At 48.5% G+C, this 23238-nt stretch carries 26 protein-coding genes; 12 read left to right on the top strand and 14 right to left on the bottom strand.

The features are described 5' to 3' along the window. Positions 1 to 22 precede the first annotated feature (22 nt). On the bottom strand, positions 23 to 1135 hold the full coding sequence (prf1, locus tag Pyrde_RS05610; RefSeq protein WP_055410794.1) for a peptide chain release factor aRF-1: 1113 nt from the start codon (positions 1133 to 1135) through the stop codon (positions 23 to 25). Between the two features lie 155 nt (positions 1136 to 1290). Between prf1 and Pyrde_RS05605 the strand changes: the two genes are divergently transcribed. Then, positions 1291 to 1611 carry a hypothetical protein gene (locus Pyrde_RS05605; RefSeq protein ID WP_143521999.1) on the top strand — a complete coding sequence of 107 codons (321 nt, stop codon included), beginning with the start codon at positions 1291 to 1293 and terminating at the stop codon, positions 1609 to 1611. Here Pyrde_RS05605 and Pyrde_RS10650 read toward each other — a convergent pair. From Pyrde_RS10650 to Pyrde_RS05590, 4 genes are all read right to left on the bottom strand, one after another. Further along, on the bottom strand, positions 1608 to 2021 hold the full coding sequence (locus Pyrde_RS10650) for a hypothetical protein (RefSeq protein WP_143522000.1): 414 nt from the start codon (positions 2019 to 2021) through the stop codon (positions 1608 to 1610). The genes Pyrde_RS05605 and Pyrde_RS10650 overlap by 4 nt on opposite strands. 53 nt (positions 2022 to 2074) lie before the next feature. Next, complete coding sequence (locus Pyrde_RS05600) at positions 2075 to 2665, bottom strand: transcriptional regulator (protein ID WP_055408924.1); 591 nt, start codon at positions 2663 to 2665, stop codon at positions 2075 to 2077. Between the two features lie 87 nt (positions 2666 to 2752). Next, positions 2753 to 3112 carry a hypothetical protein gene (locus tag Pyrde_RS05595; protein ID WP_055408922.1) on the bottom strand — a complete coding sequence of 120 codons (360 nt, stop codon included), beginning with the start codon at positions 3110 to 3112 and terminating at the stop codon, positions 2753 to 2755. A gap of 163 nt (positions 3113 to 3275) precedes the next feature. Further along, positions 3276 to 3656 carry a hypothetical protein gene (locus Pyrde_RS05590; protein ID WP_055408920.1) on the bottom strand — a complete coding sequence of 127 codons (381 nt, stop codon included), beginning with the start codon at positions 3654 to 3656 and terminating at the stop codon, positions 3276 to 3278. Between the two features lie 169 nt (positions 3657 to 3825). Here Pyrde_RS05590 and Pyrde_RS05585 point away from each other — a divergent pair, with 169 nt between their 5' ends. Then, positions 3826 to 4134, top strand: a complete 309-nt coding sequence (locus tag Pyrde_RS05585; RefSeq protein WP_055410792.1) for a helix-turn-helix domain-containing protein — start codon at positions 3826 to 3828, stop codon at positions 4132 to 4134. A gap of 133 nt (positions 4135 to 4267) precedes the next feature. Beyond that, a complete protein-coding gene (locus Pyrde_RS05580) occupies positions 4268 to 4660 on the top strand; it encodes a hypothetical protein (protein ID WP_055408919.1) in 393 nt (130 codons plus the stop codon). A 124-nt stretch (positions 4661 to 4784) separates the two neighbouring features. Here Pyrde_RS05580 and Pyrde_RS05575 read toward each other — a convergent pair whose 3' ends face one another. Next, entirely contained in the window at positions 4785 to 5099 is a 315-nt protein-coding gene (locus Pyrde_RS05575; RefSeq protein ID WP_055408918.1) for an RNA-binding protein, read from the bottom strand. A 239-nt stretch (positions 5100 to 5338) separates the two neighbouring features. On the opposite strand from Pyrde_RS05575, the gene Pyrde_RS05570 reads away from it, so the two are divergent. Next, positions 5339 to 6382 carry an NAD(P)/FAD-dependent oxidoreductase gene (locus Pyrde_RS05570; protein ID WP_156328018.1) on the top strand — a complete coding sequence of 348 codons (1044 nt, stop codon included), beginning with the start codon at positions 5339 to 5341 and terminating at the stop codon, positions 6380 to 6382. On the opposite strand, the gene Pyrde_RS05565 is transcribed toward Pyrde_RS05570, so the two are convergent. Next, a complete protein-coding gene (locus tag Pyrde_RS05565; protein WP_143522002.1) occupies positions 6379 to 7002 on the bottom strand; it encodes a hypothetical protein in 624 nt (207 codons plus the stop codon). The two genes, Pyrde_RS05570 and Pyrde_RS05565, sit on opposite strands and share 4 nt — an antisense overlap. Positions 7003 to 7528: 526 nt before the next feature. On the opposite strand from Pyrde_RS05565, the gene Pyrde_RS05560 reads away from it, so the two are divergent. Both Pyrde_RS05560 and Pyrde_RS05555 read left to right on the top strand, forming a co-directional pair. Further along, positions 7529 to 8026 (top strand): adenosine-specific kinase, encoded by a 498-nt coding sequence (locus Pyrde_RS05560; RefSeq protein WP_055410790.1) that lies wholly within the window; start codon positions 7529 to 7531, stop codon positions 8024 to 8026. 377 nt (positions 8027 to 8403) lie between these two features. Next, positions 8404 to 8862 (top strand): hypothetical protein, encoded by a 459-nt coding sequence (locus tag Pyrde_RS05555; protein ID WP_055408912.1) that lies wholly within the window; start codon positions 8404 to 8406, stop codon positions 8860 to 8862. A gap of 88 nt (positions 8863 to 8950) precedes the next feature. Here Pyrde_RS05555 and Pyrde_RS05550 read toward each other — a convergent pair whose 3' ends face one another. Further along, positions 8951 to 9268 carry a hypothetical protein gene (locus Pyrde_RS05550; protein ID WP_055408910.1) on the bottom strand — a complete coding sequence of 106 codons (318 nt, stop codon included), beginning with the start codon at positions 9266 to 9268 and terminating at the stop codon, positions 8951 to 8953. A 4-nt stretch (positions 9269 to 9272) separates the two neighbouring features. Next, positions 9273 to 9767, bottom strand: coding sequence for a hypothetical protein (locus Pyrde_RS05545; protein ID WP_055408909.1), 495 nt, complete (start codon positions 9765 to 9767; stop codon positions 9273 to 9275). Between the two features lie 241 nt (positions 9768 to 10008). On the opposite strand from Pyrde_RS05545, the gene Pyrde_RS05540 reads away from it, so the two are divergent. From Pyrde_RS05540 to Pyrde_RS05530, 3 genes are all read left to right on the top strand, one after another. Continuing rightward, positions 10009 to 10740, top strand: coding sequence for a 60S ribosomal export protein NMD3 (locus tag Pyrde_RS05540; protein WP_180385409.1), 732 nt, complete (start codon positions 10009 to 10011; stop codon positions 10738 to 10740). Next, the gene (locus tag Pyrde_RS05535) at positions 10737 to 11051 is read left to right on the top strand and encodes a hypothetical protein (RefSeq protein WP_055408905.1); all 315 of its coding nucleotides are present in this window, start codon (positions 10737 to 10739) and stop codon (positions 11049 to 11051) included. The genes Pyrde_RS05540 and Pyrde_RS05535 overlap by 4 nt, the downstream gene beginning before the upstream one ends. A 74-nt stretch (positions 11052 to 11125) precedes the next feature. Continuing rightward, the gene (locus Pyrde_RS05530) at positions 11126 to 11569 is read left to right on the top strand and encodes a hypothetical protein (RefSeq protein ID WP_055408903.1); all 444 of its coding nucleotides are present in this window, start codon (positions 11126 to 11128) and stop codon (positions 11567 to 11569) included. A 335-nt stretch (positions 11570 to 11904) separates the two neighbouring features. On the opposite strand, the gene Pyrde_RS05525 is transcribed toward Pyrde_RS05530, so the two are convergent. Then, positions 11905 to 12870 carry an SPL family radical SAM protein gene (locus Pyrde_RS05525; RefSeq protein ID WP_055408902.1) on the bottom strand — a complete coding sequence of 322 codons (966 nt, stop codon included), beginning with the start codon at positions 12868 to 12870 and terminating at the stop codon, positions 11905 to 11907. An 85-nt stretch (positions 12871 to 12955) separates the two neighbouring features. Next, positions 12956 to 13537, bottom strand: coding sequence for a 6-phospho-3-hexuloisomerase (hxlB, locus tag Pyrde_RS05520; RefSeq protein WP_055410788.1), 582 nt, complete (start codon positions 13535 to 13537; stop codon positions 12956 to 12958). Positions 13538 to 13806: 269 nt separating this feature from the next. Between hxlB and leuS the strand changes: the two genes are divergently transcribed. Next, entirely contained in the window at positions 13807 to 16752 is a 2946-nt protein-coding gene (gene leuS / locus Pyrde_RS05515; protein ID WP_055410786.1) for a leucine--tRNA ligase, read from the top strand. Between the two features lie 36 nt (positions 16753 to 16788). Here the strand turns inward: leuS and Pyrde_RS05510 are convergent, their stop codons facing one another. Beyond that, positions 16789 to 17406: a hypothetical protein gene (locus tag Pyrde_RS05510; RefSeq protein WP_143522004.1), complete on the bottom strand. Its 618-nt coding sequence runs from the start codon at positions 17404 to 17406 to the stop codon at positions 16789 to 16791. Between the two features lie 435 nt (positions 17407 to 17841). Between Pyrde_RS05510 and Pyrde_RS05505 the strand changes: the two genes are divergently transcribed. After that, complete coding sequence (locus tag Pyrde_RS05505) at positions 17842 to 18537, top strand: metallophosphoesterase family protein (protein WP_055408898.1); 696 nt, start codon at positions 17842 to 17844, stop codon at positions 18535 to 18537. Between the two features lie 292 nt (positions 18538 to 18829). After that, positions 18830 to 19573, top strand: a complete 744-nt coding sequence (locus Pyrde_RS05500) for a TatD family hydrolase (RefSeq protein ID WP_055408896.1) — start codon at positions 18830 to 18832, stop codon at positions 19571 to 19573. A gap of 9 nt (positions 19574 to 19582) precedes the next feature. Here the strand turns inward: Pyrde_RS05500 and tes are convergent, their stop codons facing one another. Next, the gene (gene tes / locus Pyrde_RS05495; protein WP_055408894.1) at positions 19583 to 21406 is read right to left on the bottom strand and encodes a tetraether lipid synthase Tes; all 1824 of its coding nucleotides are present in this window, start codon (positions 21404 to 21406) and stop codon (positions 19583 to 19585) included. A gap of 103 nt (positions 21407 to 21509) precedes the next feature. Then, positions 21510 to 23225 (bottom strand): radical SAM protein, encoded by a 1716-nt coding sequence (locus tag Pyrde_RS05490; protein WP_055408892.1) that lies wholly within the window; start codon positions 23223 to 23225, stop codon positions 21510 to 21512. Between the last annotated feature and the right edge of the window lie 13 nt (positions 23226 to 23238).

Here is a 23238-nt window from a genome sequence, read left to right as displayed (position 1 = left end):
GGAGATGTAACGATGCCTGGGTTTAAGTGAGTCTGAAACGGAGCACACCTACAAGACCCTTGAAGGTTTTTCGTATCCACTCTGCTTCAGGTATATCGCCGCTAAGGAAGTATACTTGTGTACTATACTTCTTGGCTTCATCGGCTAGCGCATCTGCGTCATCCCTGTTCTCATCGAGAATTATGAACTTTAAAGCACCCATCTGTAGGGCTTGCTTCACCATCTTGTCACCATAGACGGCTAGCCCGTCATCCTTAGCTAGGTGCAGCTTAAACTCTTCAATAGCTTTTACAAGCTCTGCATACTTGTTCTTAGTTATTACATCAGAGGCCTTTATGACTAACTCGCGGAGACCGGCCTCGCCCTGATATGCTACGTCGATAGTCTCCTTGGCTATCTTCTGTCTTACGCGGTAGTCTAGGAAGTCCTTTGCCTCTTCGAGGAAGTCTTGCTTAGCATAGCCAGGCCCGCCAATTATTATGGCTTTCAGCACGTTCTTCTGTATGAGTGGTAGAAAGTGCTTATTCATAGCTTCTGCTACTTCACGGTAGAAGCCCTTGACGAACTGCTCTATTTGGCGGTCGAAACGTCTCTGGCTCTGGCCGCCCTTATGGTGTTTGCCTGGCACGTAACCCTCCATCTCTTCTAGTACTTGTATCCTGCTGCCCTTTAGCAAGCCTATAGTGGCTTGGTCCCTCTCGACGATTACTAGCCCGAACGTCTCCTCGTGCTCTACCATCTCTTCGAGAAATTCTGTATGGAACCACTTGTCTGTACGGTAGAAGAATACTGGTACTGGTTCTGGTGGTGAGAACATTAGGCAGATGAAGTCTCGCGTTTCCATGTCCTCGCCACAGAATAGTACGAGGCCGTTGGGTGGAAGCTTCTGTATACGGCTCAGTCGATCCATGGCGGCTGAAAGTGCACGCTGTACGGCGTCGCGGGTCCTCTTCAGCTTAATGTTGTCTGTTATTGAATACTCTGTGCGAAGGAGGCTAGCTACGTCGCTTATTGGCCTCCCTGGCGGTATGTAGAGGCTCAGAAGTACAGTGGCTGGTGCCTTCCACTTCTTGAGCTCCTTTATTATCTGTTTTAGCATCCTCTTATCCACGGTGAGCTTCTGGGCATCCTGCATTGCTATTGGTCCCCCAGTGTATCGGTTTAGCAGGCAGTGACGGCTTATATCGGGTATCACAGCTATAATAAGCTAGTTGCTAAATAGCGTATTATTTCGTCTGTAGGCTAACCAGCCTCACAGTAGCGCTATACCCGGCAGATATGGGGCTAGCTATGCAGCCTCTGCTCGAAATAACGGTCATACACGGATACGGCCCGATAAGTCATGGCGTACGCGAGAACGCGAGAGCTGTAGCCGAGCTTCTAAGAGAGCTTGGCATACCGGTAGACTATACAGAGGTTACAATACCAGCACTCGATATAGAGGACTCCTTTGAACCAATAGTGTTTGTGAATAATGTTGAAGTGTATCTTCCCTCGGTTAGGGCTGATGTGGAAAAGCTTGCAGATTACCTTCTTGCAATGGTAGGTGGTGCGGCTGGTGTTGGTGTGGCGGGGTTCCCTCTGCCTCCAGTAGCAAACATAGCAGCTTAGGCCTCTTCTGCACTTCTCTGGTGTAGTCCCATTCGGTAGAAGGGGCAGGAGGACCAGTACTTCTCACATGTCTCTGCTTCGCTTCTAGTAAGTAGTCTGCCTAACACTTGGCACTGGGCTAGGTATCCACCGCTATAGTCGTAGATCTTTATGAACGGGCAGCGTGAACGTGGTTTAGAGTGAAGCAGATGTATGGGTGGATAAGGCCTTAGCTGCTGAGCTATTGCGGGCTTTACTCCAGATTCTAGTGGTGAACGTCGTTTACTCCCGCTGTCGGGCTCTACGTAGAACTGGCATGCAACATACTCTGCCTCGTTACCCTGGCACCTTGTAGGCGATGTAACGGCAGATGATGGTCTTGATAGTTTGGGTGAAGTGCAGAGTCCTCCACGAAACCAGGGACACGGCAACTCCGATCCCTCTAGACAAAGTATGGCTGTGCATATAGATGGGGAGCTGCTAGTTACTCGGAGCTACAGACTATCTTGCGAACTTCATCGAGCAGCCTGGTCTTCTCGCTGCACTCCTCTAGGCGTGTCTCTAGCTCTCTCTTTTCAGCCTCTAACTTCTCTATTTCTTGTCGTATCTCCTCTAACTGCTTCCTAACAGCCTCGACATCTTGGCACTTTTCTATCTCGCGCTTAAGTTTCTCATTCTCGTGTCTAAGTCTTTCTAGCTCTTCGCGTAGCTCCTGGGCCTCGCTGGATATGAATGGTATAGTTAGCTCTAGTTCGCCTCTTGCAATCTTCTCGTAAGTTTCGCGGACAATTTTGCCGGCCTTTGTTTTGCCGCTTAAGTGTGCACGTATTGTAGTCTCGCTGCGGCCCAGCTCCTCTGCGATCTGGCTCACGGTGTAGCCAGCTTTCTCCCTTGCTAGCGCTGCAGCAGCTACAGCAAGGCTGTCTAGCCACGTAGCCTTCTCTAATGGGTCCTTTATCAGTTCCATTATGTCTGGGCGATAGAGCGTTCCTACTATGAGTGCTGTCTCAAGAAGCTTGATCTCTCTCTTCGAAGTAGGCCTAAGCGGTACGTTTGATAAATCGAGCTTCTCCAACGTCTCCTACCTCCTCTTATAGGCACGTTACCCTGTTATACTACAAGTGGCCGGGAGCGTATGATCTAGCTATCGGCCCCGTGGAGACTAGACTAGATTGCAACATGGCGGATTCTTACAGCACGGATCGTTTCCAGCGCTACATCTAGTCCTAACCCACTCACGTATCAATGCTGCTATGCGCTCGTCTAGCGTCATTAGGGCACCTACAACGAAGCTATTGGCATGACAGTAGCCTTCTCTACGAAGAAGCCTAGAGAGAGGCGATAACAGCGACTTTATCATAACAAGCCATAGATTCCAATCGGGCAGTTCATAGAGCTCCCTTGTACTTCTTATGTTGTATGTTTCTAAGACTTCTTCAACAAGTGCTATGGCTTTGGCTGATACTTGTCCCGGCACCTTTGCAGCTTTAAGACTGGTGCGTATAGCGTCGATTAGCTGCAAGGCCCTAGCCCCACTATGGTAGCCCAGAAACAGCTGGGAAGCTATATAATCAAAGCTGGTCAGCCACTACAGCGTACTGGGGGATGATAGGTAAAGGCCTCTACCGATAGCAGGCTTTGGTGACGACGCTTTAGGCCGTTGACCCCGCAGACTCTCCTGCTTCTTACTGATTTGCAAGGATCTTGAGCATCCTGTATATCTCATAGAAGGCTGACCTAATCGAAGCTGGTATGGGCGTATTCTGGCCTATCATGATCTTATAGTATGTTTTGTCAGCTATATAGTATGCCTTCATTATAGAGGCTAGCGAGGGGTCACTGTCACATACAAGGTTGCTTATCCTGTCAACAGTAATCATAACGTTATCTATGCTTTCGAGGATCCCGGCGATTATTGCTCTAAGCCGTTCAGCTGCCTCAGCATTTTGGGTATTTGTGTTCTCGAGCTTAACAGTATACCTCTCTCGATACCTCGCGAGATTGTTTCTTAAAGCTTCTATCTGTCCACAAAGTCCCAGCAGGTCTGTTCGCAGTCTAAGCGTCATAGACGATGCATCCCCTAGACAGTGTTAGAGACGGGTACAGAGCCAAGGTAGTTTGGGGGTCAATAATACGTATCTTCATCTGTGCTGCATGATAGACTAGTTCAAGCTATAATCTAACCCCTATATAAGGGTGTGGACGCGCGGCTATAAACCCTGGAGGCGTGGGGCCGTGTCGGTTAGCCCTAGGCAGAATAACTACACTGGCGACAAGGAGACCTATGTCTACAACAAGGATATAGTCCTCCACAAGCTCTACGAGGACGAAGAGGTCGTTGTAGTAGTAGCCCCGAACGAAGATCAATTGAGGGATATTATCCTGCGCCTCCTCAGAGAGAGGCCTATGACTGTCCGAGAATTGCACTCGATTCTATCCGGTCTAGCAAGCGAGGACAAGATACGCTATGCCCTAAACAAGCTCGTAGAGGAAGGTATAGTCGAGAGCGACGAAGAGGGCAGATACTACGCATACTACATTTAGCTCTGTCTTTTATGAAGTCATTAGAAGCTTCGCTTAACCCGCAATATCTTCGTGGCTTGAGTTTGAGCAAAAGTTCTATGACAACCCTTTTGAGGTTTCATGATTCTCCTAGACTTCAGCTAGGGACTAACAGTTGAACCTGGCAGATATCATCCTTGCAACTATAATGTCTGCACTACTATACTCTGTAGTACACGAGCTAATACACTACGTAACGGCTCTCATGTTAGGGTACAATGCACGACTGTATATAGCATCAGATGGTATACTTCCGTCACCAGCTGTGGAAATCAAGAACGAGCCCCAAGGAGTAAACAAGGCAATAATACTCTATTCACCGTATATATTTAACTTAATTGTATTAGTTACGGTTAACACGGTACCACTGAGGCTCATAGCTCTGCTTACACTTCCAAACATTCTTCTCGAGGAACGTAGAAGTATACTAAGGACAACCATAGTTGCCATAGGCATATCCATGTTAATCTTGTTTATCGGAAAGAATGGTATAGGTATGTCTTACTAAGAGTTTCATCATGAAAAAGAGCTAATGGTGCGCCAATCCGGCATATATGCTACTTGTTTGTGAAGTTAAGGGGTCTAGGGTAAAAGGCCATAGAATCGCTAATAGTTGTTTGCTACGACAGTCGTTAGACTGATAGCGTTAGATCAAGGAAGTCCATGGGTAGTGGTCTTCCCTTCGACTTTAGCTCGTCATACTTCTGCGACAGCCATTCTATGAACACAGGGCACCCGTCGAACTTTCCATCGCGCTCGCACTTCTCGCCAAGCTTTAGGAAGCATTTGCCGGTGCGCTTGTCATAGTACGGACACATTTTGTGGTACTGTTTGGCGCTTCGCATCATGCGTGTAATCCATCTCTTCTTGGGGTCCTTGCGTTCCTTTTCCTCTGTCTGGCTTAGGATCTTATCCAGCTCCTCGTTAGATATACGAGTGCCGGCCATGGCTACTCACCACAGTGGATAGACTTGGACAGCGTTAGCCAAAAACACTCATACCCTGTCATTCCTTGTGCTTACACTACAGCTTTCCCATCTTTAACTTTGGCGCCCTAGATGCCAGCATTACTGCTATAAAACCATGAATGCAGATACTCGGTTCAGCATTAGCTACTAATCCCTATCCTGGTGCTATATCATGCATCTGGAACAATCATGACTCAGCATATGGTGGGATGAAGCACATGAAGAGAACTGGGATAGCTATAGTCGGAGCTGGTGTAGCAGGCTCAGTGCTAGCAAGGCTGCTATCGGCTAGAAATAGTGAGACGGGACAGGACATTACGATCTACGATATATCAAGGTCATACGCTAAGCCATGCGGAGAGGTCGTTCCAGCGCGTCTTGTAGACACTATAGTACCTTCACTTGGGATACCACGGCCACGAGTACTCAATAGTATACGTCGCTTTGTACTTAGTGTAGGTAGCGAGACTGTACGCGAGTATAAGCCAAGGTCTGTGATATGGTACTCTATCGACAAGAGTGAGTGGGTAAACAGCCTTAGGGATGGTCTTAATGTAGTGTATAAGGGCGTTGATCCGGCAAATCTTGTTAATCGTTATGGCGTTGTAGTTGATGCCAGAGGACCATTCTCTTCTAGAGGGAGAAAGATAGTCGTTTGGAGGGCCTATGCAGAGAATCCTGGATTAGAAAGAGACATGGCGTATATAATAATGAGTGGTAGAAACGCGGGACTAGTTTGGATATTCCCTCATGGTGATAAATTCAACGTTGGTGGCGGATTTATTGGCCTAAACAACCCGAGGGATAGAGTCATTAGGACGTTGTATGATGTTATGGGAACAAACCTAAAGCTTTACAGCGAGGCATATTCTTTAGTTACAGTCTATCCAAGGATACAGTATACTAGTCCAAGGGGTATAGTAAGAATTGGTGAAGCAGCAGGACTAATTATGAGTCTTGGTGGTGAGGGGATAAGGCCAGCAGTCCTCTCTGCAGCAGCTCTCGCAAACGCTTTGGAGCTGAGCAGAGACCATGTAACATTTCATGTAGATAGATATATCAGCAGTATCAGAGGTATCGTGGAGGAGGTAAAACTACACTCATTAATGCTACGGCTAGCTTCTATAATAGGTGACGTGGGGCTCAAAAGAATTCTCAGAAATGTTGACGAAGAGTTCATCGGGGCTTGGTTACAGGGAAGACTCACTAGTGTAAAATACCTAGTGAAAAGCCTTTATGCTCTGGTTCGGAGCCACTCCTAATGGTCACCTTTACCATGTAGCGCTGATATGAGCCTCTGGAGGTACTCTTGGGCTTCACTGAGGTTATCGAATTCAAGTGAGCCCTCAGCTTTATAGCTTAGCATGTATGTCTTCCTATCTTCGTCGTAGCGTAGTGTTGCTGTAAACTTGCCATCTAGCGCTATTACTCGTATCTTGTTCTCCTCCTTATCGAGTTCTACTTTGGCCTTGACTTTCTCAAGGTCTTTGAGAAGTGTATATGCATTATTAAGCTTCTTCTCTTTCTTCGACTCTTCTGCGGCCTCGAGTTCTTTAAGTCTGGCATCGATTGCCTCAACTATTTCAGGAATTTCACTGTATGCCTTTCTAGCTTCGTTGAGTATTCGCTTGAGAATCTCTATCCCTTGTCCACTACGATCAGTACGTACAAGTGTGATAAGGTCGTCAAAGTCGCGACTACGTAGATAATCAGCCAGCTTGCGCACGTCGCCGCCAAAAGCATTAAACTTGTATTTATCCTCAGCCTTACCTATCATTCTACGTATATCGTCCACCAGCTGTCTAGGTGCCCCTGGCTCGGCAAGTATCCTGTTAACTATATGTCTCAGGAAGTCTACTCTCCTAACTTGCTGTAGAGTCACAGTTCCACCCAATACCACTAGACTATGACTTCAATGCGCCTAAACCTTTACTCCAGGTGAAGGATTGGATAAAGCTAAACGAGCTAAAAGCCTCTTGTAGCATCCCTAGCCAGGAGCAGATCAGCATTGACAAAAGAACTTGGGGTATGTCTGGTTGCATACTACGCTAAAGTATAGGTATATAAAGTATGGTTGATACGAAATGGCTACGTAAATACATTATCACATAATGGTAAAAGAATATGTATTCAAGGAGCATAAAACATGGGTAAGTAACTTGACGATTATAGGCTAGAGACTGGCTATGTCGGGCTGTATAGAGGGGTGGCATAACCATTAACACTGTTTTTATGAATCACTGGAATGTAATGTGAACATATATGAATAATGTAACATGACTTATAGAAGACATCATAAGATAGAAATAGTCTATAATGGTAAGCGCTATAATAGAGTAATAAGCAGTATTAAGTGTATACGCATATTAAATAATAACAGTTATCCTATACCTATACGGTGTAGAGTCGTGGAGAATGACGCTGTGCGGATTCATGTTGTCGACGTACCTGTCCCTGAAGGGGTAAATGTAATCATAGGTCAAGCACACTTCATAAAGACTCTAGAGGACATTTATGAGGCGTTAGTGACCAGTGTGCCCGGAGTAAAGTTTGGTATAGCGTTCTGCGAGGCAAGCCAGAAGAGGCTGATAAGGCATGAGGGTAATGACGACGAGCTACGCAAGCTAGCGATAGAGGCAGCTAAAAGGATAGCTGCTGGCCACGTTTTCGTCATATACATTAAGGATGCCTGGCCTATAAACGTACTCAATTCGATAAAGAACGTGCAAGAAGTGGTAACAATATTTGCTGCTACTGCAAACCCTCTACAAGTAGTAGTTGCCGAGACCAAGCAGGGACGAGGAGTACTAGGCGTAATAGACGGCTATACACCAGTGGGCGTTGAAACAGAGAATGACATAGCCGAGAGAAGGATCTTCCTCCGAAAGATAGGATACAAGAAGTAGACCAAGAGCATCCTACTCCTTTTCAGCCTAACAGTCTAGGTTTTAGTTTTGTGTAAGGCGGCCCTCCAGGCCCGGCTGACTCGTCATAGCACCCCCTTATCCCTTCCCGGGGCTCAGCCCCGCCGTAGTAACGCTTGGAGGTTCCTCTTCACCGGGCCGCGTATACAGAACTCCGTATGCTTGTATTTAGTGCGAGTACTAGTCTAAATAGGCAGCCTTACTAGGATTACCCTTCTGTCTACTGCTTGACTTATTACTGTACGATACGGTTAGAGCAGCATGGAGCAGCTAGCTCAAAGAGTGGTGGCATCACACCACTACTATACTTAGCTGCTGCTAGCTATTGTTTATAGTAGCTCTGGAGGGTGTAGTGTGCCATGCCGCGCTCAAAGACTGTAGCAAGATTCTACAAGGCGATCGATGTAGGAATAGCTGGGGTGAAAATGACTGTACTAAAGCTAGAGAAAGAGGTAGACTATGTGTCGGCTGACGTACTTGACGTGATAAGTGATCTGCATGAAAGATACTCACGTACACCAGGTTACGTTGTTGAGGTGATAAGGTTCAACCACCGAGGAGAGGAGGTTGAGACAGCTGGGTTCGCCACCGTAGATGGGGTCATACTGTTTCCTCGGCCTGCAAAGCTAATCTCGCTACGCGTTATAGAAGATGGGGTTGATGGTACTCTGCCGCTCGACAAACTTAGAAGAGCTAGGCCACGGGAAGCATTCTACGTGTCAATAGGGAAAATAGAACTCCCGAAAGGCGTATGGGGTGTAGTGATAGAGACCGATAGAGGGTTCCGCATAGTCACTAAGAGTAACTTGAGGGGGTGAAGATAGACTCCAGTGGCGAGCCCATAGTCAGATGCATACTAGCTGGGCGATGAGCGTGCTCCACCCCTTCAGACCCTCATGATGCTCGCTATGTGTTCCTAAGCCTCCACAAGTAGGCTTCTAATTCGCTCTTGACTATATCATAGACTGTGTCGAGATGGACGCGTCTTATGTGGAGGTAGAGCCCCTTACGGGTAAAGGGTCCTCTGCCGCAAATCCTACAGCGCAGTGTGTCATTATCGTCTACTACTAGCTGCTCTGCAACTCTTTCGACGATTTCCTCTCCAGCATCTTGGAGGCTTCTCGGTATATCATTGAGGCTATAGCTTAGCCCTGTAGCCTTCCTTATAGCTGCTTCCGAAAGCTTGCCGACAACGTATAGCAGGTCTAGCCTTGCATAACCCAATGGGCTAGCCCCTCGGTGGAATCATTAAAGCTAGAACTATGAGGCTTCTAAGCCTCTTGCAGTCGGCTTCTGCTGCCAGCGCGTTAAACTCTCTAGCAGCATCGCTGCTGAAACCCAGAATCTCTGTTATCTCCGTTACGACCTCTCTAAGTAGGTCTATATTGCAGGAGTCGGAAGCTACGTAGCTTAGTACTAGTGCAAAACCCTCCTCTCCCCATATGTTGACTAGCGTTGTGGCGTCCCTCTTCTTGTCTGCTGCTATGACTGCTGCGTCCCTGATGTACTCTGCCTCTACTTGCTTAGCCCACTCGGAGAGTAGTGTGTAGAAGTGCTCCTTACACTCGCTACACTGTATGCCTAGCTCGTCGAGAGCAGAGCTTATTGAAGCTACTAAAGCTATGTCGCGTACTAAGCTGTGTTTATCATCGGTTTGGCTGGCTATCGGCTCAGCGGCCGGGAGGGGAGCTGGCGTGAAGTGTTCAGCATCTATGGCTACCACAGGCTATCCCCGGAGCTAGATAAGCAGCCTATAGGAGGGGATAGGGTTACCGGGCTGGTAACACCACGCTTGCGGCGGCCTCAGCTGGACTAGGATACGTCACAGCCACTGGGCCGAGAGCACGGCCCGCTCGGCTCCACCCGGGTCTATCTCATCACAGCGCGTAACCAGCTGGATGGCGCCCTGGTAAGAAGTATAGGACGCTACCAAGTTATTAGAGGATTCAATGGGAGCAGCTGAGATGGAGCGTATATGTGCAAGGTGTGGCCGAGTTCTTAGAAGCGGCGAAAGTGTTGGTGCCTTTTGCCTTGGCTGCTACCTGGAGACACGCCGCGTCCTGTGCGTCCCAGAGAAGATTAACTTTGAGTACTGTAAGCAGTGTGGATCTATAAGACTTGGATACCGGTGGGCTGAGGGTGGCGACCTAGAGGTTGCGGGTACAGAGTTCCTCAAATGGTATCTAGTGGAGAAAGTAGCTCCATGCAGCGATATTGTAGAGTACTATAGGCTAGAGTCTGTAGAACCTCTCACGGTGCCCTCATGGAGGACGATATACCGAGCCATATTCAGAGTACGGCTTAGAGGTGTTGACACGGAAGTGACTGTAAGCTACGATATAGACGTTAGAGCGAAGCCCACTATATGTCCGGCATGTAAGGACGTTAGAGGAGGAGACTACAATGTTCTACTCCAGTTGCGCGGCGAAACACCACAAAGGCTGGCAACGCTGCTTTCACCGGTTATTGAGAAGAGCAGCCAGATAGCAAACTCGATAGTTGATATTATAGAGTACGATAATGGCGTGGACTTTCTACTTCTAGACCGAGGTAGCGCGTCCAAGATAGTGAGGCATTTGAAGAAGCACTATAATGTGAGAGTTCAGAGCACTGGAGAGGATGTAGGAGTAACCTCGCGCGGAAAGCTGAGGAGACGGCTAGTGGTATCAGTGCATCTAGAGGAGAAGAGGCGTTGAGTGACGAACTAGACTACGTCCCAGAGGACGTGCTTGAGGAGGTACTAGAAGCGGAGAAGACCATATACCCTAGGCAGCGGGCAAAAATGAAGCCATATCCTAGTGCTCGTGATGTGGTAGAGGCTGTCGTGGAGGCTGTTAGGAGTTTCTCGGGTCATCCCGACGAGTTCCCCGACTATGTCCTTGAAATCCTTCATGAGAGGGGATTCGATGTAAGACATGTGACTATGAAACGTATATGGCGAACGTATGAGAACCTTGTGCGTAAGGGTGTGATATCTGATAGGCTTGGAGTACTCTACGGTGATTAACACGTCTAATCAGTCGATTGAGGTCAGTCTTAATATAACAATAATCTCTACTAACTATGTCCTGGGGGACTGTTTTGAAGGTGCTGATAAGGCATGGTGATACCTGGCTATTGCTAAAAGAGGTCTATACAATACAGCAGCAGCGGCGTAAGCGTGGCCGTCAGAAGACCCGAGGTGCTGCACCTTACGGTATGGTTGCGGAGAGTGTGGACAAGCTTCCAGTAAATGGGATGAGATACCGGACAGAGGTTAGTGTGCCTGCAACTAAAGTTAGCAGATTTGCTACAAAAATGTACATGGCGGCAGGGAATGCAGTGATAGCTATCGAGCCTGATGGCTCAGATAAGTATAGGGCGGTAATATATGCGAGGACCAAAAACGAGTTGCTGAGGATAAAGGAGCTCGCAGAGTCGATTATAGCATCGCTACAGGTTAGGCGTGGCAGAATAGAGCCCGAGGAGGAGGAAGAATCTGAGGAGGTAATTGAAGAACTTGAAGAGAGTGAGGCAGAAGAATGAGGACTAGTGTAGCCCTATGTGAAGTTTGTGGTTCATCTCAAGCCAGTTACGAGTGTCCCGTATGTAGGCGTAGAGTCTGCCACAGTGATTGGGCTAGAGACAAGTGTATAGTGTGTAATGAGGCACGTTGCCGTCTTTGTGGCGAGAAGCTAGCAATAGCTAGCTGCAATATTTGTGGCCGCCCTGTGTGCGAAGTCTGCTCTATACAAGTAAACCCAGTTGTGCGGGTTTGTAGGGAGTGCGTGAGACAGCTCAAGGATGATATGTCCGGATGGCCTCCGCGCAGGCTTGTACTCGCCGAGTTGAGAAGGCTCGGCGAGAGTCTGCGTGGCTTCTTATCCTCTCAGCCAGTTGTCTAGCTCTTTCTGTCGGTGCTCTGGCTTTATCCTTAGAGGTATGAGGTGTGAACCATCGCATGTGGGTGCAGTGTTCATTTCAGGGAATCCTTCACGGCATGTAGCGAACTCGAAGCCGTAGCTTAGTGCCAGTGTCCTAACTCTATCCAGGATTTTCTTCCTAAGATGTCTAGGTGGGTACCAGTAGCCGCTAATCCTCTCTCCCTGTCTACGGTATATCTCGTTGTAATTTTTCTCGAGCTCGGGGAATGCTGAAACGACTCTGCGTAGGTTGTCGGGCCTAGCTTTGTACACGGAAGTGACAACAAACCTCGCTCCAGCGTTCCGTACAGCTTCTAGAACTTCTTTAATCATGTGCTCCTCGTCTGTAAGTAGAGGGAAAACGGGATCTAGCCGTATCCCTACCGGGACGCCTGCCTTCGATAGTTTTTCGAGTGCACGTATTCGCTCTTGTGGTGGAGGCGCGCCAGGCTCTAGTTTAGCAGCTATTTCTCGATCCATAGTAGTGATTGTTACTGTTACGGCGGCGTTACCCATAGATAGTATGTCTGCGTCACGTGCAACGAGGACTCCTTTAGTAACTATGAGTATGCGGAAGCCCTTTGGTATGAGCTGTTCTAGAGTCCAGCGGGTTATCTTGTATGTTGCTTCCTCCGGGGGGTAAGGATCGCTGCTAGTAGAGATGTCTATATGGTAACGTGGATCTATCCTACTTATATCGCGTAGTAATCTTCTTCTATAGTCTTTCTTAGGAGTGCTCTTCCTCCGTCCTATGTATGACGTAGCGTAGCAGTAGAGGCAGAAATGGCTACACCCAGTATATGGATTAAGAGAGTACTTGAGCGGGCACGTGCAGAGGCTACTTCTCCAGGGATCAAAGACGCCTATAATGCTCCCTTGAGGTATCTTGGGCCGAGGCCTCTTCCCAGAATCTCTGGATGACATTGCAATCCCTTAGGAGACCGAGAAACGGAACAACAAGTGTAAAGGGTTACGGGGCACAATACAATGCTGCTAGGCTGCTCCAAACTTAGAGTTCTATGTTGGCGTGCTTGGCTCGCAAGTCAGCCTCGCTCTTTCCAAGCCTATGCATTAGCTCTACTACTACTCCATCGAGGAACACCAGCGCTGTATCCTCAAAGAGTGTTCCTAGAGGCGCTAGTGGCTCATGTATGCCTAATATCTGGCGTGCGAAGTAGTCTATATCTGGGGCCATTTTCGTCCTTCCCGGTATCTCAACTACAATGTCAGCTAGTTGGCCTAGGGGGCTGTCGGGATAGCTAGTCACTGCTATTATAGTGGCATTAACCTTCTTGGCAGCTTCTGTGGCTGTAACTATGAGCTTTGTCCTACCTGATCCTGATATCGCTACTACTACGTCGTCCTTCCCTATACTTGGAGTTATCGTTTCGCCTAGTACGTATACGTTGAAGCCGAGATGCATAAGCCTCATTGCAAAGGCTCTACCCACGAGCCCGCTACGACCGGCTCCCATTACTAGTACCTTGTGACCGCTACGATAGGCCTTTTCGAGAGTATCGAGCATCTGTTTAACCTGCTCTGGGTTAAGCCTATCGATAACCTTGTCGACGAACAAGACTATTTCCTTCATAGTCTTTCGTACATACTCCAAGAGGTCTCTTCCTCCCCGCCCATTAGGCCTCCGTGGCGGCACCAGGAGTTAGCCTCCTAAATTGCTTCTACACCTTTAGCTTGTAGCCTAGCTGTATTGGCTGAATACTTATTTCCCCAAGATGGGCTCGCTGCAGCGTGGACGGGACCCCTACGAGTGCTGTTCGCTAGGTTTAGTGGGGCTGTTAGAATCCTCGAGGGGGAGGGTGGTCAGTTATTGCTTCGAACATAGTGTCTAGAAAAGAGCCCATAAACGAGTTTGCCGCAAAGCTATACGAGATAGCCCGTAAGTGGCAAGAGAGGTGGATGAAGTCTAGGATATTCGAGGTAGAGCCCGACGAGAGTAAACCCAAGTTCTTCATAACAGCTGCATTCCCGTATCCTAATAGCCCGCTACACCTAGGGCACAGTAGAACATATACCATAACAGACGTCTATGCACGCTATCTACGAATGCGCGGCTACAATGTGCTATTCCCTATGGGATTCCACTATACTGGCACCCCAATACTCACTATGGCAGAGTCAATAGCTAAGGGTGACCGTGAGCTAATAGAGCTAATGATAGAAGTCTATGACGTGCCACCCGAGGACATAGAGAAGCTAAAAGAACCGCTATCGCTTGCAAGATACTTCCACAATGACGCTAAGATGGCTATGATAGAGTCAGGCTATAGCATAGACTGGAGAAGAGAGTTCACAACGATAGACGAGGAGTTCAAGAGATTCATAGTATGGCAGTTTACGAAGCTCAAGGAGAAGGGACTGATAAAGAAGGGTACGCACCCAGTTGGCTGGTGCCCCTTTCACAACATGCCAGTAGGCATGCATGATACTAAGGGTGATGTAGAGCCTGAAATAGGCGAGTTCACACTGATACTATTCGAGCTCGAGAAGGACCTATACCTGCCAGCAGCGACGCTGCGGCCTGAGACCGTCTTCGGTGTTACCAATATCTGGGTAAACCCGAAGGCTGAGTATGTGGTAGTAAAGCTAGACGGTAAACGATACATTGTAAGCAAGCGAGCAGCATTCAAGCTACGCTTCCAGCGTGACGATGTAGTAGAGGAGGCTGCCATAAAGGGTGAAGAGCTATTAGGCAAACGTGCAAGAAACCCTGCAACTGGTAAGGCTGTGCCGATACTTCCCGCAGAGTTCGTAGATCCTGACACGGCTAGTGGCATAGTAATGAGCGTGCCAGCACATGCTCCATACGACTATGTGGCCCTAGAAGAGCTGAAGAGAGAGCATCCCGAGGTACTTGAGAGGTTAGGCGTTGATCCAGACGAGCTACGGCCTATACCGCTCATAAGGGTAAAGGGCTATGGGGAGATACCAGCTAAAGAAATAGTAGAGAAAATGGGCATAAAGAGTCAGAAAGAGCGCGATCTACTAGACGAGGCTACAAAGAAGCTGTACAGCGATGAATACCACTATGGTGTAGTACGCGAGGATATAATTGAACATGTCTACAGTGATATGCCAGAGCCGTATCGTAGTTTCGCGGTAGCTCCAGTGAAGGCATGGATAGCTGGCAAGAGTGTTGTAGAGGCCAGGGAGGCGGCGACGAAATGGCTGGCTGCGCTAGGTTATGGGGACAAGATGTACGAGGTACTCAACCGGCCAGTATATTGTCGCTGTGGAACAGAAATAGTAGTTAAGGTGCTCAAGGATCAGTGGTTCATAGACTATGGTAACTCTGAGTGGAAGAAGCTGGCATACGAGCTCCTAAACTCTATGAGGATCGTGCCAGAGGATATGCGAGAGGAATTCGTTAAGACCATTGACTGGCTGCATGAGCGTGCAGCAGCACGTACCCGAGGACTGGGCACCGAGCTGCCATGGGCCAAGGGCTGGATAATAGAGAGCCTTAGCGACTCTACAATATACATGGCGTTCTACACTATTATTCATAAAATAAGGATGTATGGAATTAAGCCGGAACAGCTAACAGTAGAATTCTGGGACTATGTACTGCTAGGAAAAGGCTCGGCCGAGGAAGTAGCTAAAAAGACTGGGATAAAGAGGGAGATAGTAGAAGAGCTACGGCGTGACTTCGACTACTGGTATCCACTAGACTCACGGCACAGTGGTAGAGACCTAGTGCCAAATCATCTAACATTCTTCATATTCAACCATGCTGCCATATTCCCTAGGGACAAGTGGCCTAGACAGATAGTGGTAAACGGCTTCGTGCTGTTAGAAGGAAAGAAGATGAGCAAGAGTCTACGCAATATAGTGCCGCTACGCAGAGCCTTAAGAGTATACGGTGCTGACACCGTTCGGGCTACACTACTAGCTGCTGCAGAGATACTACAGGATGCCAACTTCTCGGAAGACCTAGCAAAGAGTGTGATGAGCCAGCTCCGCAAGTTTGAGAACTATGCTAGGCTCTCCAGAAGCATGGACAGCGAGGAAACTATAGCAGATAAGTGGCTGCTAAGCATGCTACAGCAGCGGATCGAGGCAACTACAAAGGCGCTTGACGAGCTACGTACAAGAGCTGCCACTATAAACATACTCTACGAAATGGAGAACGACGTAGCCAAGTACCTAGAACTACGCGGCGGCAAGCCTGGCCCAGCCCTAAAGGAGTACATTGAAAGCTGGACAAAGATGATGACACCAATAGCGCCTCACATAGCCGAAGAGGTATGGCATGAGATCCTAGGCAAAGACACATTCGTCTCCATAGAGACGTGGCCATCAGTAGACCCGGAGAAGCGTGACCCTGAAGTGGAGCTAATTGTCAGCTACGTGGACAAGATAGTTGAGGATGTGAAATCTATATTGCGTGTATACAAGGGTGAAGCTAAGAGACTAGTAATAGCTGTTGCAAAGCCAGAAAGCTGGCACATAGCTAGAATAGTCTCATCCTATGTCGCTAAGCGTGGTCAGCTCCGTGACGCGATAAGGGCAGTAATAAACGCAGGTGTTCCCAAGAAGGACGCGGCACAGATTACACGTAAGCTCTACGAGTTCCTCCGCAGCGCCGACGAGGCGTTGCTATCGCTGATAGATGGTGTGCAGGAGTTCGACGAGAAAGCTGCAATAGTGCAGCTAAAAGACTACATAGTGCGTAAGACGGGCATAGAGCAAATAGAGGTATACTACGTAGACGAAGCCGAGAATAAGATGCCGCAGCAGAAGATTAGACAAGTGATACCACTACGGCCAGCAATACTTATAGAGTAGAGTAAAACACGGTCAACCTCGCTATTTCCCTAAGGTCTATACTCCGAGTCTTACAGCCTTACCACCGTCGACCAGCTCTACACACCCCTTTTCTGCAAGCTCTAAGACAAGTCTCCTGGCTTCTACGCGCCTCACGCCTAGAACCGAGGAAAGAATGTCGACGACGTCCCGTAGTGGGGCAACACCTCCCTCTATGGCCTCACCTAGAATCTCCATGACATCTTCTCTGCAGGGGGGCTCTGTGGGTACCGGTATGTAACCGCTTAGCCTGACATACTCGCGCATACCCCTCCTAGGAACCTCAAGCAGATAGACACCAACTCCAATAGTCTTCACGATCATGCGCTCTAGCCCGTATCTAGCCAGTTGTCTTATCTCGGGACCTGCAACAAATAGAGGACTATCTGCCGGGCTACACCAGAGAAATACAGCGTTCTTGTCAGCATCCTCGCGGCATCTCTCGACCTCAACGTCTAGACCAAGGGCATCCGCTACATGTTCTACAATGCTCTTGATGGGGTCGGCAGCATATATTGTCGAACCGCCTGCATTCCTTGCAGCAAGTATCCCAAGGCCTATTGATATCCGTTGCAGCGGAGGCTTCACGTAAACTCTCAGGCTTCGCCCGATCACAGAGAGTAGCCTGGCATCCATCTTCGAGTAACCCCGTCGGAAGGGGTGCTCAGCGTAGCTCAGCCTCCTCATAGCCCTGCTACAGGAGGCTCAGCCCTCAGCTCCTCATCCTCCAGCAACTCCACTAGCAGCTCCAGCCCCTTTATGAAGCCTTATCAGCTCCGGCACTAGTAGAGGGCTGAGCTTCCTGGAAGATCACCACGCTGTAGGGCGTGATGTGTAAGAGGGTCGCTGAACAGTTCAAGACTCGTGATGAATGCCGGAACGCTACTGACCCTCCACTACTAGTGGAGCCAAGAAGCCCTTATAGAGCCCCTAAAGGCTAGAGAAACTCAATGGCCCTGCAACAGCTCCGCACGGAGCACTAAGGGATGAGCAGGGCCGGGACGTATTCACCGCGCTCCCTATCCTCCTTTAACTACTCGCCCCAAGAGAGCTAGTGCCGGTGCACGCCTCATGATTATAATCGCTACTAGTGATGTGCATAGCCCTCGCTACTTGTTGTACTACATGGCTTCGCTTAGTCGCCATGCCGAGGATTGCAAGAAGGCCAGCCTAGTGATATGGGCTGGAGACATGGTTGAACGTGGACGCGTAGAGGCGCTACGCCCAGTACTAGAAGCTACTCAGAGAAAATGCCCCGAGGCGCGAATAGTGGCTGTGTTTGGTAATGAGGAGTATATGAGTCGTGAGCACGAATTCGTCAGAGCATATGACAATGTAGTATGGCTCAATGATAGCTACATAGTGGTAGAGGAGGAGGGCAAATCAATAGCAATATATGGTAGCAGAGGAGCCCTTGACAGACCTACAAGGTGGCAGCGCAGAAACATACCAGGCATAGAAACTATCTACAAGCGTAGAGCTGAGAGAATGAAAATCGTGCTCAGCCAGCTTCGGAACCGGACAGACATAGTAATAGTGGTGACGCATTACGCTCCAACGTACCTTACACTCGAGGGCGAGAAGCAAGAAATCTGGCCAGAGCTTGGAAGCAGAGCAGTAGAGAGAGCGCTCCTCGAAGCCAGACCCGACATAGCTATACACGGGCATGCACATAACTCGAGGCGGCTTGAGGCAATGCTCGATGGTATAAGAGTGTTAAATGTCGCGTTCCCAGCGCGTAAAGACATCACAATAGTGAAACTATAGTCCTGTAGTTAAGTAGCCCCCTGTGATGCCCAAGGCCGCCTAAACTGACGCCGGCCTCTGTAATGATGAGTCTTTTACGGGCTGAGGGGCTCAGCCAGCCGCCACAGTGTCATCGGAAGCCTCTATGTTCGGGATGGTCGTCACCGCCCCAGGCTATTACACTGCGGCTGCTAGCCCATATTACATCCTAACGGTCATCAAATGTCATCCAGGTTCTACAATATGGTGGTGCTCGGCGAGAACTTAGTTAGGACGGACAAACCTAAGCCTATACCATGAGAGGGAATGAACAATGGCCGGGTCAAGCCGGTATGTGGATGCACATTGTCATCTACATGAGTACAAAGAGGAAGAACTCAGACGGTTTACATCGAGCGATATAGTGATAGTGGCTGTCGGCGACGACCTAGAGACAAGCAATAGGGTGGTAGAAATAGCAAGGGAGCACAGGAATGTAGTGCCATGCGTAGGTCTACACCCGTGGAGCGTGAAGAAGAGAGAAGAGGCGCTAAATACGGCAAGAAAGATCATAGAGCTTGCGTTGGAGAACAACATTAAGTGTCTAGGCGAGATAGGGCTTGATACAAAGTTTGTAGGCGAAACCATAGAGCTACAGCGTGAGGTCTTCAAGATATTTCTTGAAGCAGCCAGAGATAACAAGCTAGTGCTAAACCTCCATACTGCTGGTACGTGGGAGGAAGTGTACAGCCTCCTAGTCCGCTACGATATAGAACGTGCTATGTTCCACTGGTATACAGGGCCTCTATACTTGCTAAAAGACATTGAAGCATCTGGATACATGATATCGATAAACCCGGCAGTAAAGATACAACGTAAGCACCAAGCAGTGGTCCAAAACGCACCATTATCAATGATGCTCACCGAGAGTGATGGACCCTATGAGTACCGTGGAATGAAGCTAAACCCGGCCATGGTACGTGAGGTAGTAGGTGTTATAGCATCTATAAAGGGTATTGAAGAAAACATTGTACAAAATCACGTGCTACGTAATGCTGAAAAACTATTCAAGCTATAGACAGAGCATTTACTCCTTCTTTCTTCCATAGAGTATGTCGTCAGGTACTATTCCTTTATAGGCTTCATAGTATATAGGTGAACTCTTTAGCAGCTTTATATTGCGCACGTACTTTACTGCGGGCCCTATTGAGTCTTCACCGTGTATCTTTGCATACTCTTCTAGAGATATCTGGTACTTGCGCAGCACATAGTCTCTATATATATCATTCAATACATTATAAGTACAGAATGGTATTACTCTGCCGTCGGGTGTTAGGTAGTGTATGTTACACCTCATGACGCGTTCAACATCGTAGTTATATTGATCCATGAAGTGCATGTTGCCTAGGAATAGCATCCTATAGTGAAGCTCTCCTAACGCATCGTAATTCCTCTTGACGAATACGTTGACTAGCAGCTTAGTTATGTTGAGGTCTTTGGGTATCCGCTCTCTGTCGACAAACCTTGATATGTCTTTGACTATGGCGGCGAGGCGTATTGTACGCTTAAACTTACTGGTTGAGGTGAATTCCTCCTTGCGGAGTTCAGCGGTTTTTTCATCTATATACTCTACGAAGCCTTCTACATCGAAGAACTCTGTTATCGGTATAAAGCGCTTGGGTAGTCCGTCATTTCCCCTCTCAACAAAGACGTAAGTGGCGGACCCGCAAGCCGGATGATTACCCATACATACCTTTAGTTCGCCACTCATTGCCTCAAGGAAGTATGCTACCTTTGCTGCAACTGGTATAGGGAACCATGAATCGGCCGGTATCTGACCATCAGTCTGCTCTTCCACCCACTTTAGGACGTCGGGTATTGTCACGCGATAACGGCGCCGCTCCTCCTTTCTCATGCGGCCTGTCAAGCTTACGGGCTGGAAGTTTACGCCGCGGATTACGTCCATGTGTTTTGCTGCAAATTTTATTATAGCTCCAAGTTCGTTATCGTTGATAGTCTTTATCACTGTTGGTACTAATACGACGCTTGTCATACCTGCCTTTCTGAATACCTCGAGCGTGTATGGTACTTCCCAGTGGTTCTTAGGGTTAGCCCGTGGTGTTACACCGTCGAAGCTCATGTATATAGTGTTTAGACCTGCCTCGCGAAGTGCTCGTGCATAGCTGACAGCAGCATCTATGCCCTTCTCGAACCATAGTCTAGCAAAGGTTATGCCATGCGTGTTTAGCTGTATGTGTGTCACACCTTCCTCTTTCAGCAGTTTTATTATCTCGACTAGGTCTGGACGTAGTGTAGGCTCGCCGCCGGTAATCTGTACCGACATAGTGACGCCTTCTTTCTTGTACTGTCTTATCATTTCGCGTATCTGTTCGAGCGTTGGTTCATACACGTAGCCCATTTTCTCTGCATAGAAGAAGCAGTACCAGCAAGAGAGGTCGCAGCGGTTAGTGACAACAAGATTAGCTAACGCTGTATGGTTCTTGTGACGCGGACAGAGACCACAGTTGAAAGGACACGGTGCTGCTAGTTTTACATGTGGTGTTACACCCACGCCCTCCTCTTCTAGGCTCATGAAACGATAGAATTGTCTAGCGTCGCTAAAGTATAGCTCATCTATAGTCCCGTGGGTTGGACACACCTTCCTTATGTATATGCTTCCATCCTTCTCGTATATGACTGCGGGTAGTAGACGTGTACAGTAGGGACATATGCTAGTAGTGTATGACACGAATTTCTCGCTATCTCTCAGCTTCGGTACTGGCCCTCCAACAGCTATGTGCCTGCCAGCGATAGATACGGTCTTCGTCTTGGCATCATAGCTTGCAGGAGCATCTAATACGTTCTCCTCGGCTCCGCCGCTACTCCTACGCGTCACCGTTGTCAACGCCATAGCGTATCACCCAGGCAGCCCCGTTCTCGCAATTATTAGCTTTCAGCAGCTGTATAAAAGCGGCTAGTCGTCTGTACCGAAAGGCATACGCAGCCATAGATACTTAGCATGTAAACCCGCTAAGAGAGAAATACCTATACTCCTCAGGCTTTAGGACACTATATAGCTCCTCAACGCTTCGGAAGGGCCTACGAGAAGCTATAACTGCTGCCCTGCTCCTTCCTAATAGCTTTGCAATAGTTGTAACTCTAGCAGTATTAGCATTAAGAGGTACAGGTAGACCTCTTACGCTCCGCCCCGAGTAACCATAGATGGCGACTCTAATCACGGCAGGAGCATCGACTCGGCAAGGCATCTCGACAACAATAGGATAGCTGCCAGCTTGCCTAGCAAAGGTAACCCCAAGTCTAGCATCATAGCGCTCGACATAGACGTAGCTGAGCATAGAGCCGCGGGGTAGTAGACGTTCGAGGAAACGCCTCGAATACTCGTTCACAATACGTTGAAATCTTTTTGCAAGACTTCGATGCTTCTGTATGATCTTTGTACCTACTCGTGCCATTGTAGTCCCTGGAAGTACGAGGACTTTTCTAACATTAATGCGGCGGAGTAGCAGCCCCCTCTCATAGATAGTCTTTATGAATTCTTCATTTAGCCTATAGGTTTCAGCAGTCTCGCCAGCGAGCCCTAGTACAAAGTTTATGCCTGGCAGCAATTCAGGAAGACCGTTATAGCCTGGTCTATTGCCATAGTGGTTGATGACTTCTATGGCCTTGAGGGACTCTTCGGGGAGAGTCTTGAGATTATTAGCCTTCACTACACGCGGGTCAGCAGTTTCTATGCCTAACGCGGCTACGTCGCCAGGAGTATGATACTTTATTATCACTTTCAGTGCTTCTATGCTCTCGTCTAGATACCGGACGATAGTGCCAGCATTCATGTTATCAATGTGAAGAGTCTTCAAGCCGGGTGCAACACATCTAATTCCGTAGAAGAGTTGTTCAAGTGCCCGGGGGTTCGGACGGGGCCACTCCTCCTGTCCGAGCGAGGTGCTTCCATAGACGAGTATGTCAGCTTGTCTCCCTATGCGGAAATGACGTACTCTGGCACGGTATAGTGCTTCAACTTCTCTCACAATGTCTCGAGGGCTACGCTGTTTTGGCCTCCCGTATAGCTTTGTTACACAGAAGCTGCAGCCTCCACTGATCCATCGACTGCAGCTTCTAAAAGTCTCTATCTCCGCTATGAGGTTATATCCGTGGTTGGGGTGCTGTCTGACAATCCTGGCTCCCTTAACTGCTACTTCGCTTACGATATTCATGTCGTCTACTATACGCCATGGCTCGGCGTGTTCGGGACCATAACGGGTATAGTCTAAGATGTATGCCTCGGGGTCGCCAGTCACGATTACGTCAAAGTTCTCCTTTACCGACTTTGGGAGCGATGCTACAGTTCCTCCCTCGTTGCCTATTCCCCAGCGTGCAGCAGCACCAACAAGTATCTTGAAAGGCTTATCTACGAGTCTGAACCATTGCTTAAGCTCTTCTAGCTTTATGGGCTCGCCGCCTAGATACTTTCCTGGCACGACAGCACCAGCTATAACTACTACAGTGTCGTAGGTGTTTGCCTTCTTTACGAATTCTCTTATGTCTACTCGTGCCTGGTCTACGGTTAGATAGTGAATTTCTATTGACTTGTCAATATGCCAAAACGCGCCTGCAATATATCTTGGATATACGTCTATGTATGGAGGAACCCCGAATCCCGCCGGCTCGTCAGTATAGCCATCCAGGATCAGCACGCGGCGAGGCTTAGCCATGGAAGAGGCCGCC

The organism is Pyrodictium delaneyi, from assembly GCF_001412615.1.
Lineage (GTDB): Archaea > Thermoproteota > Thermoprotei_A > Sulfolobales > Pyrodictiaceae > Pyrodictium > Pyrodictium delaneyi.
Note: the sequence above shows the minus strand (reverse complement) of the source record. Positions and strands in the feature narration are given on the sequence as shown.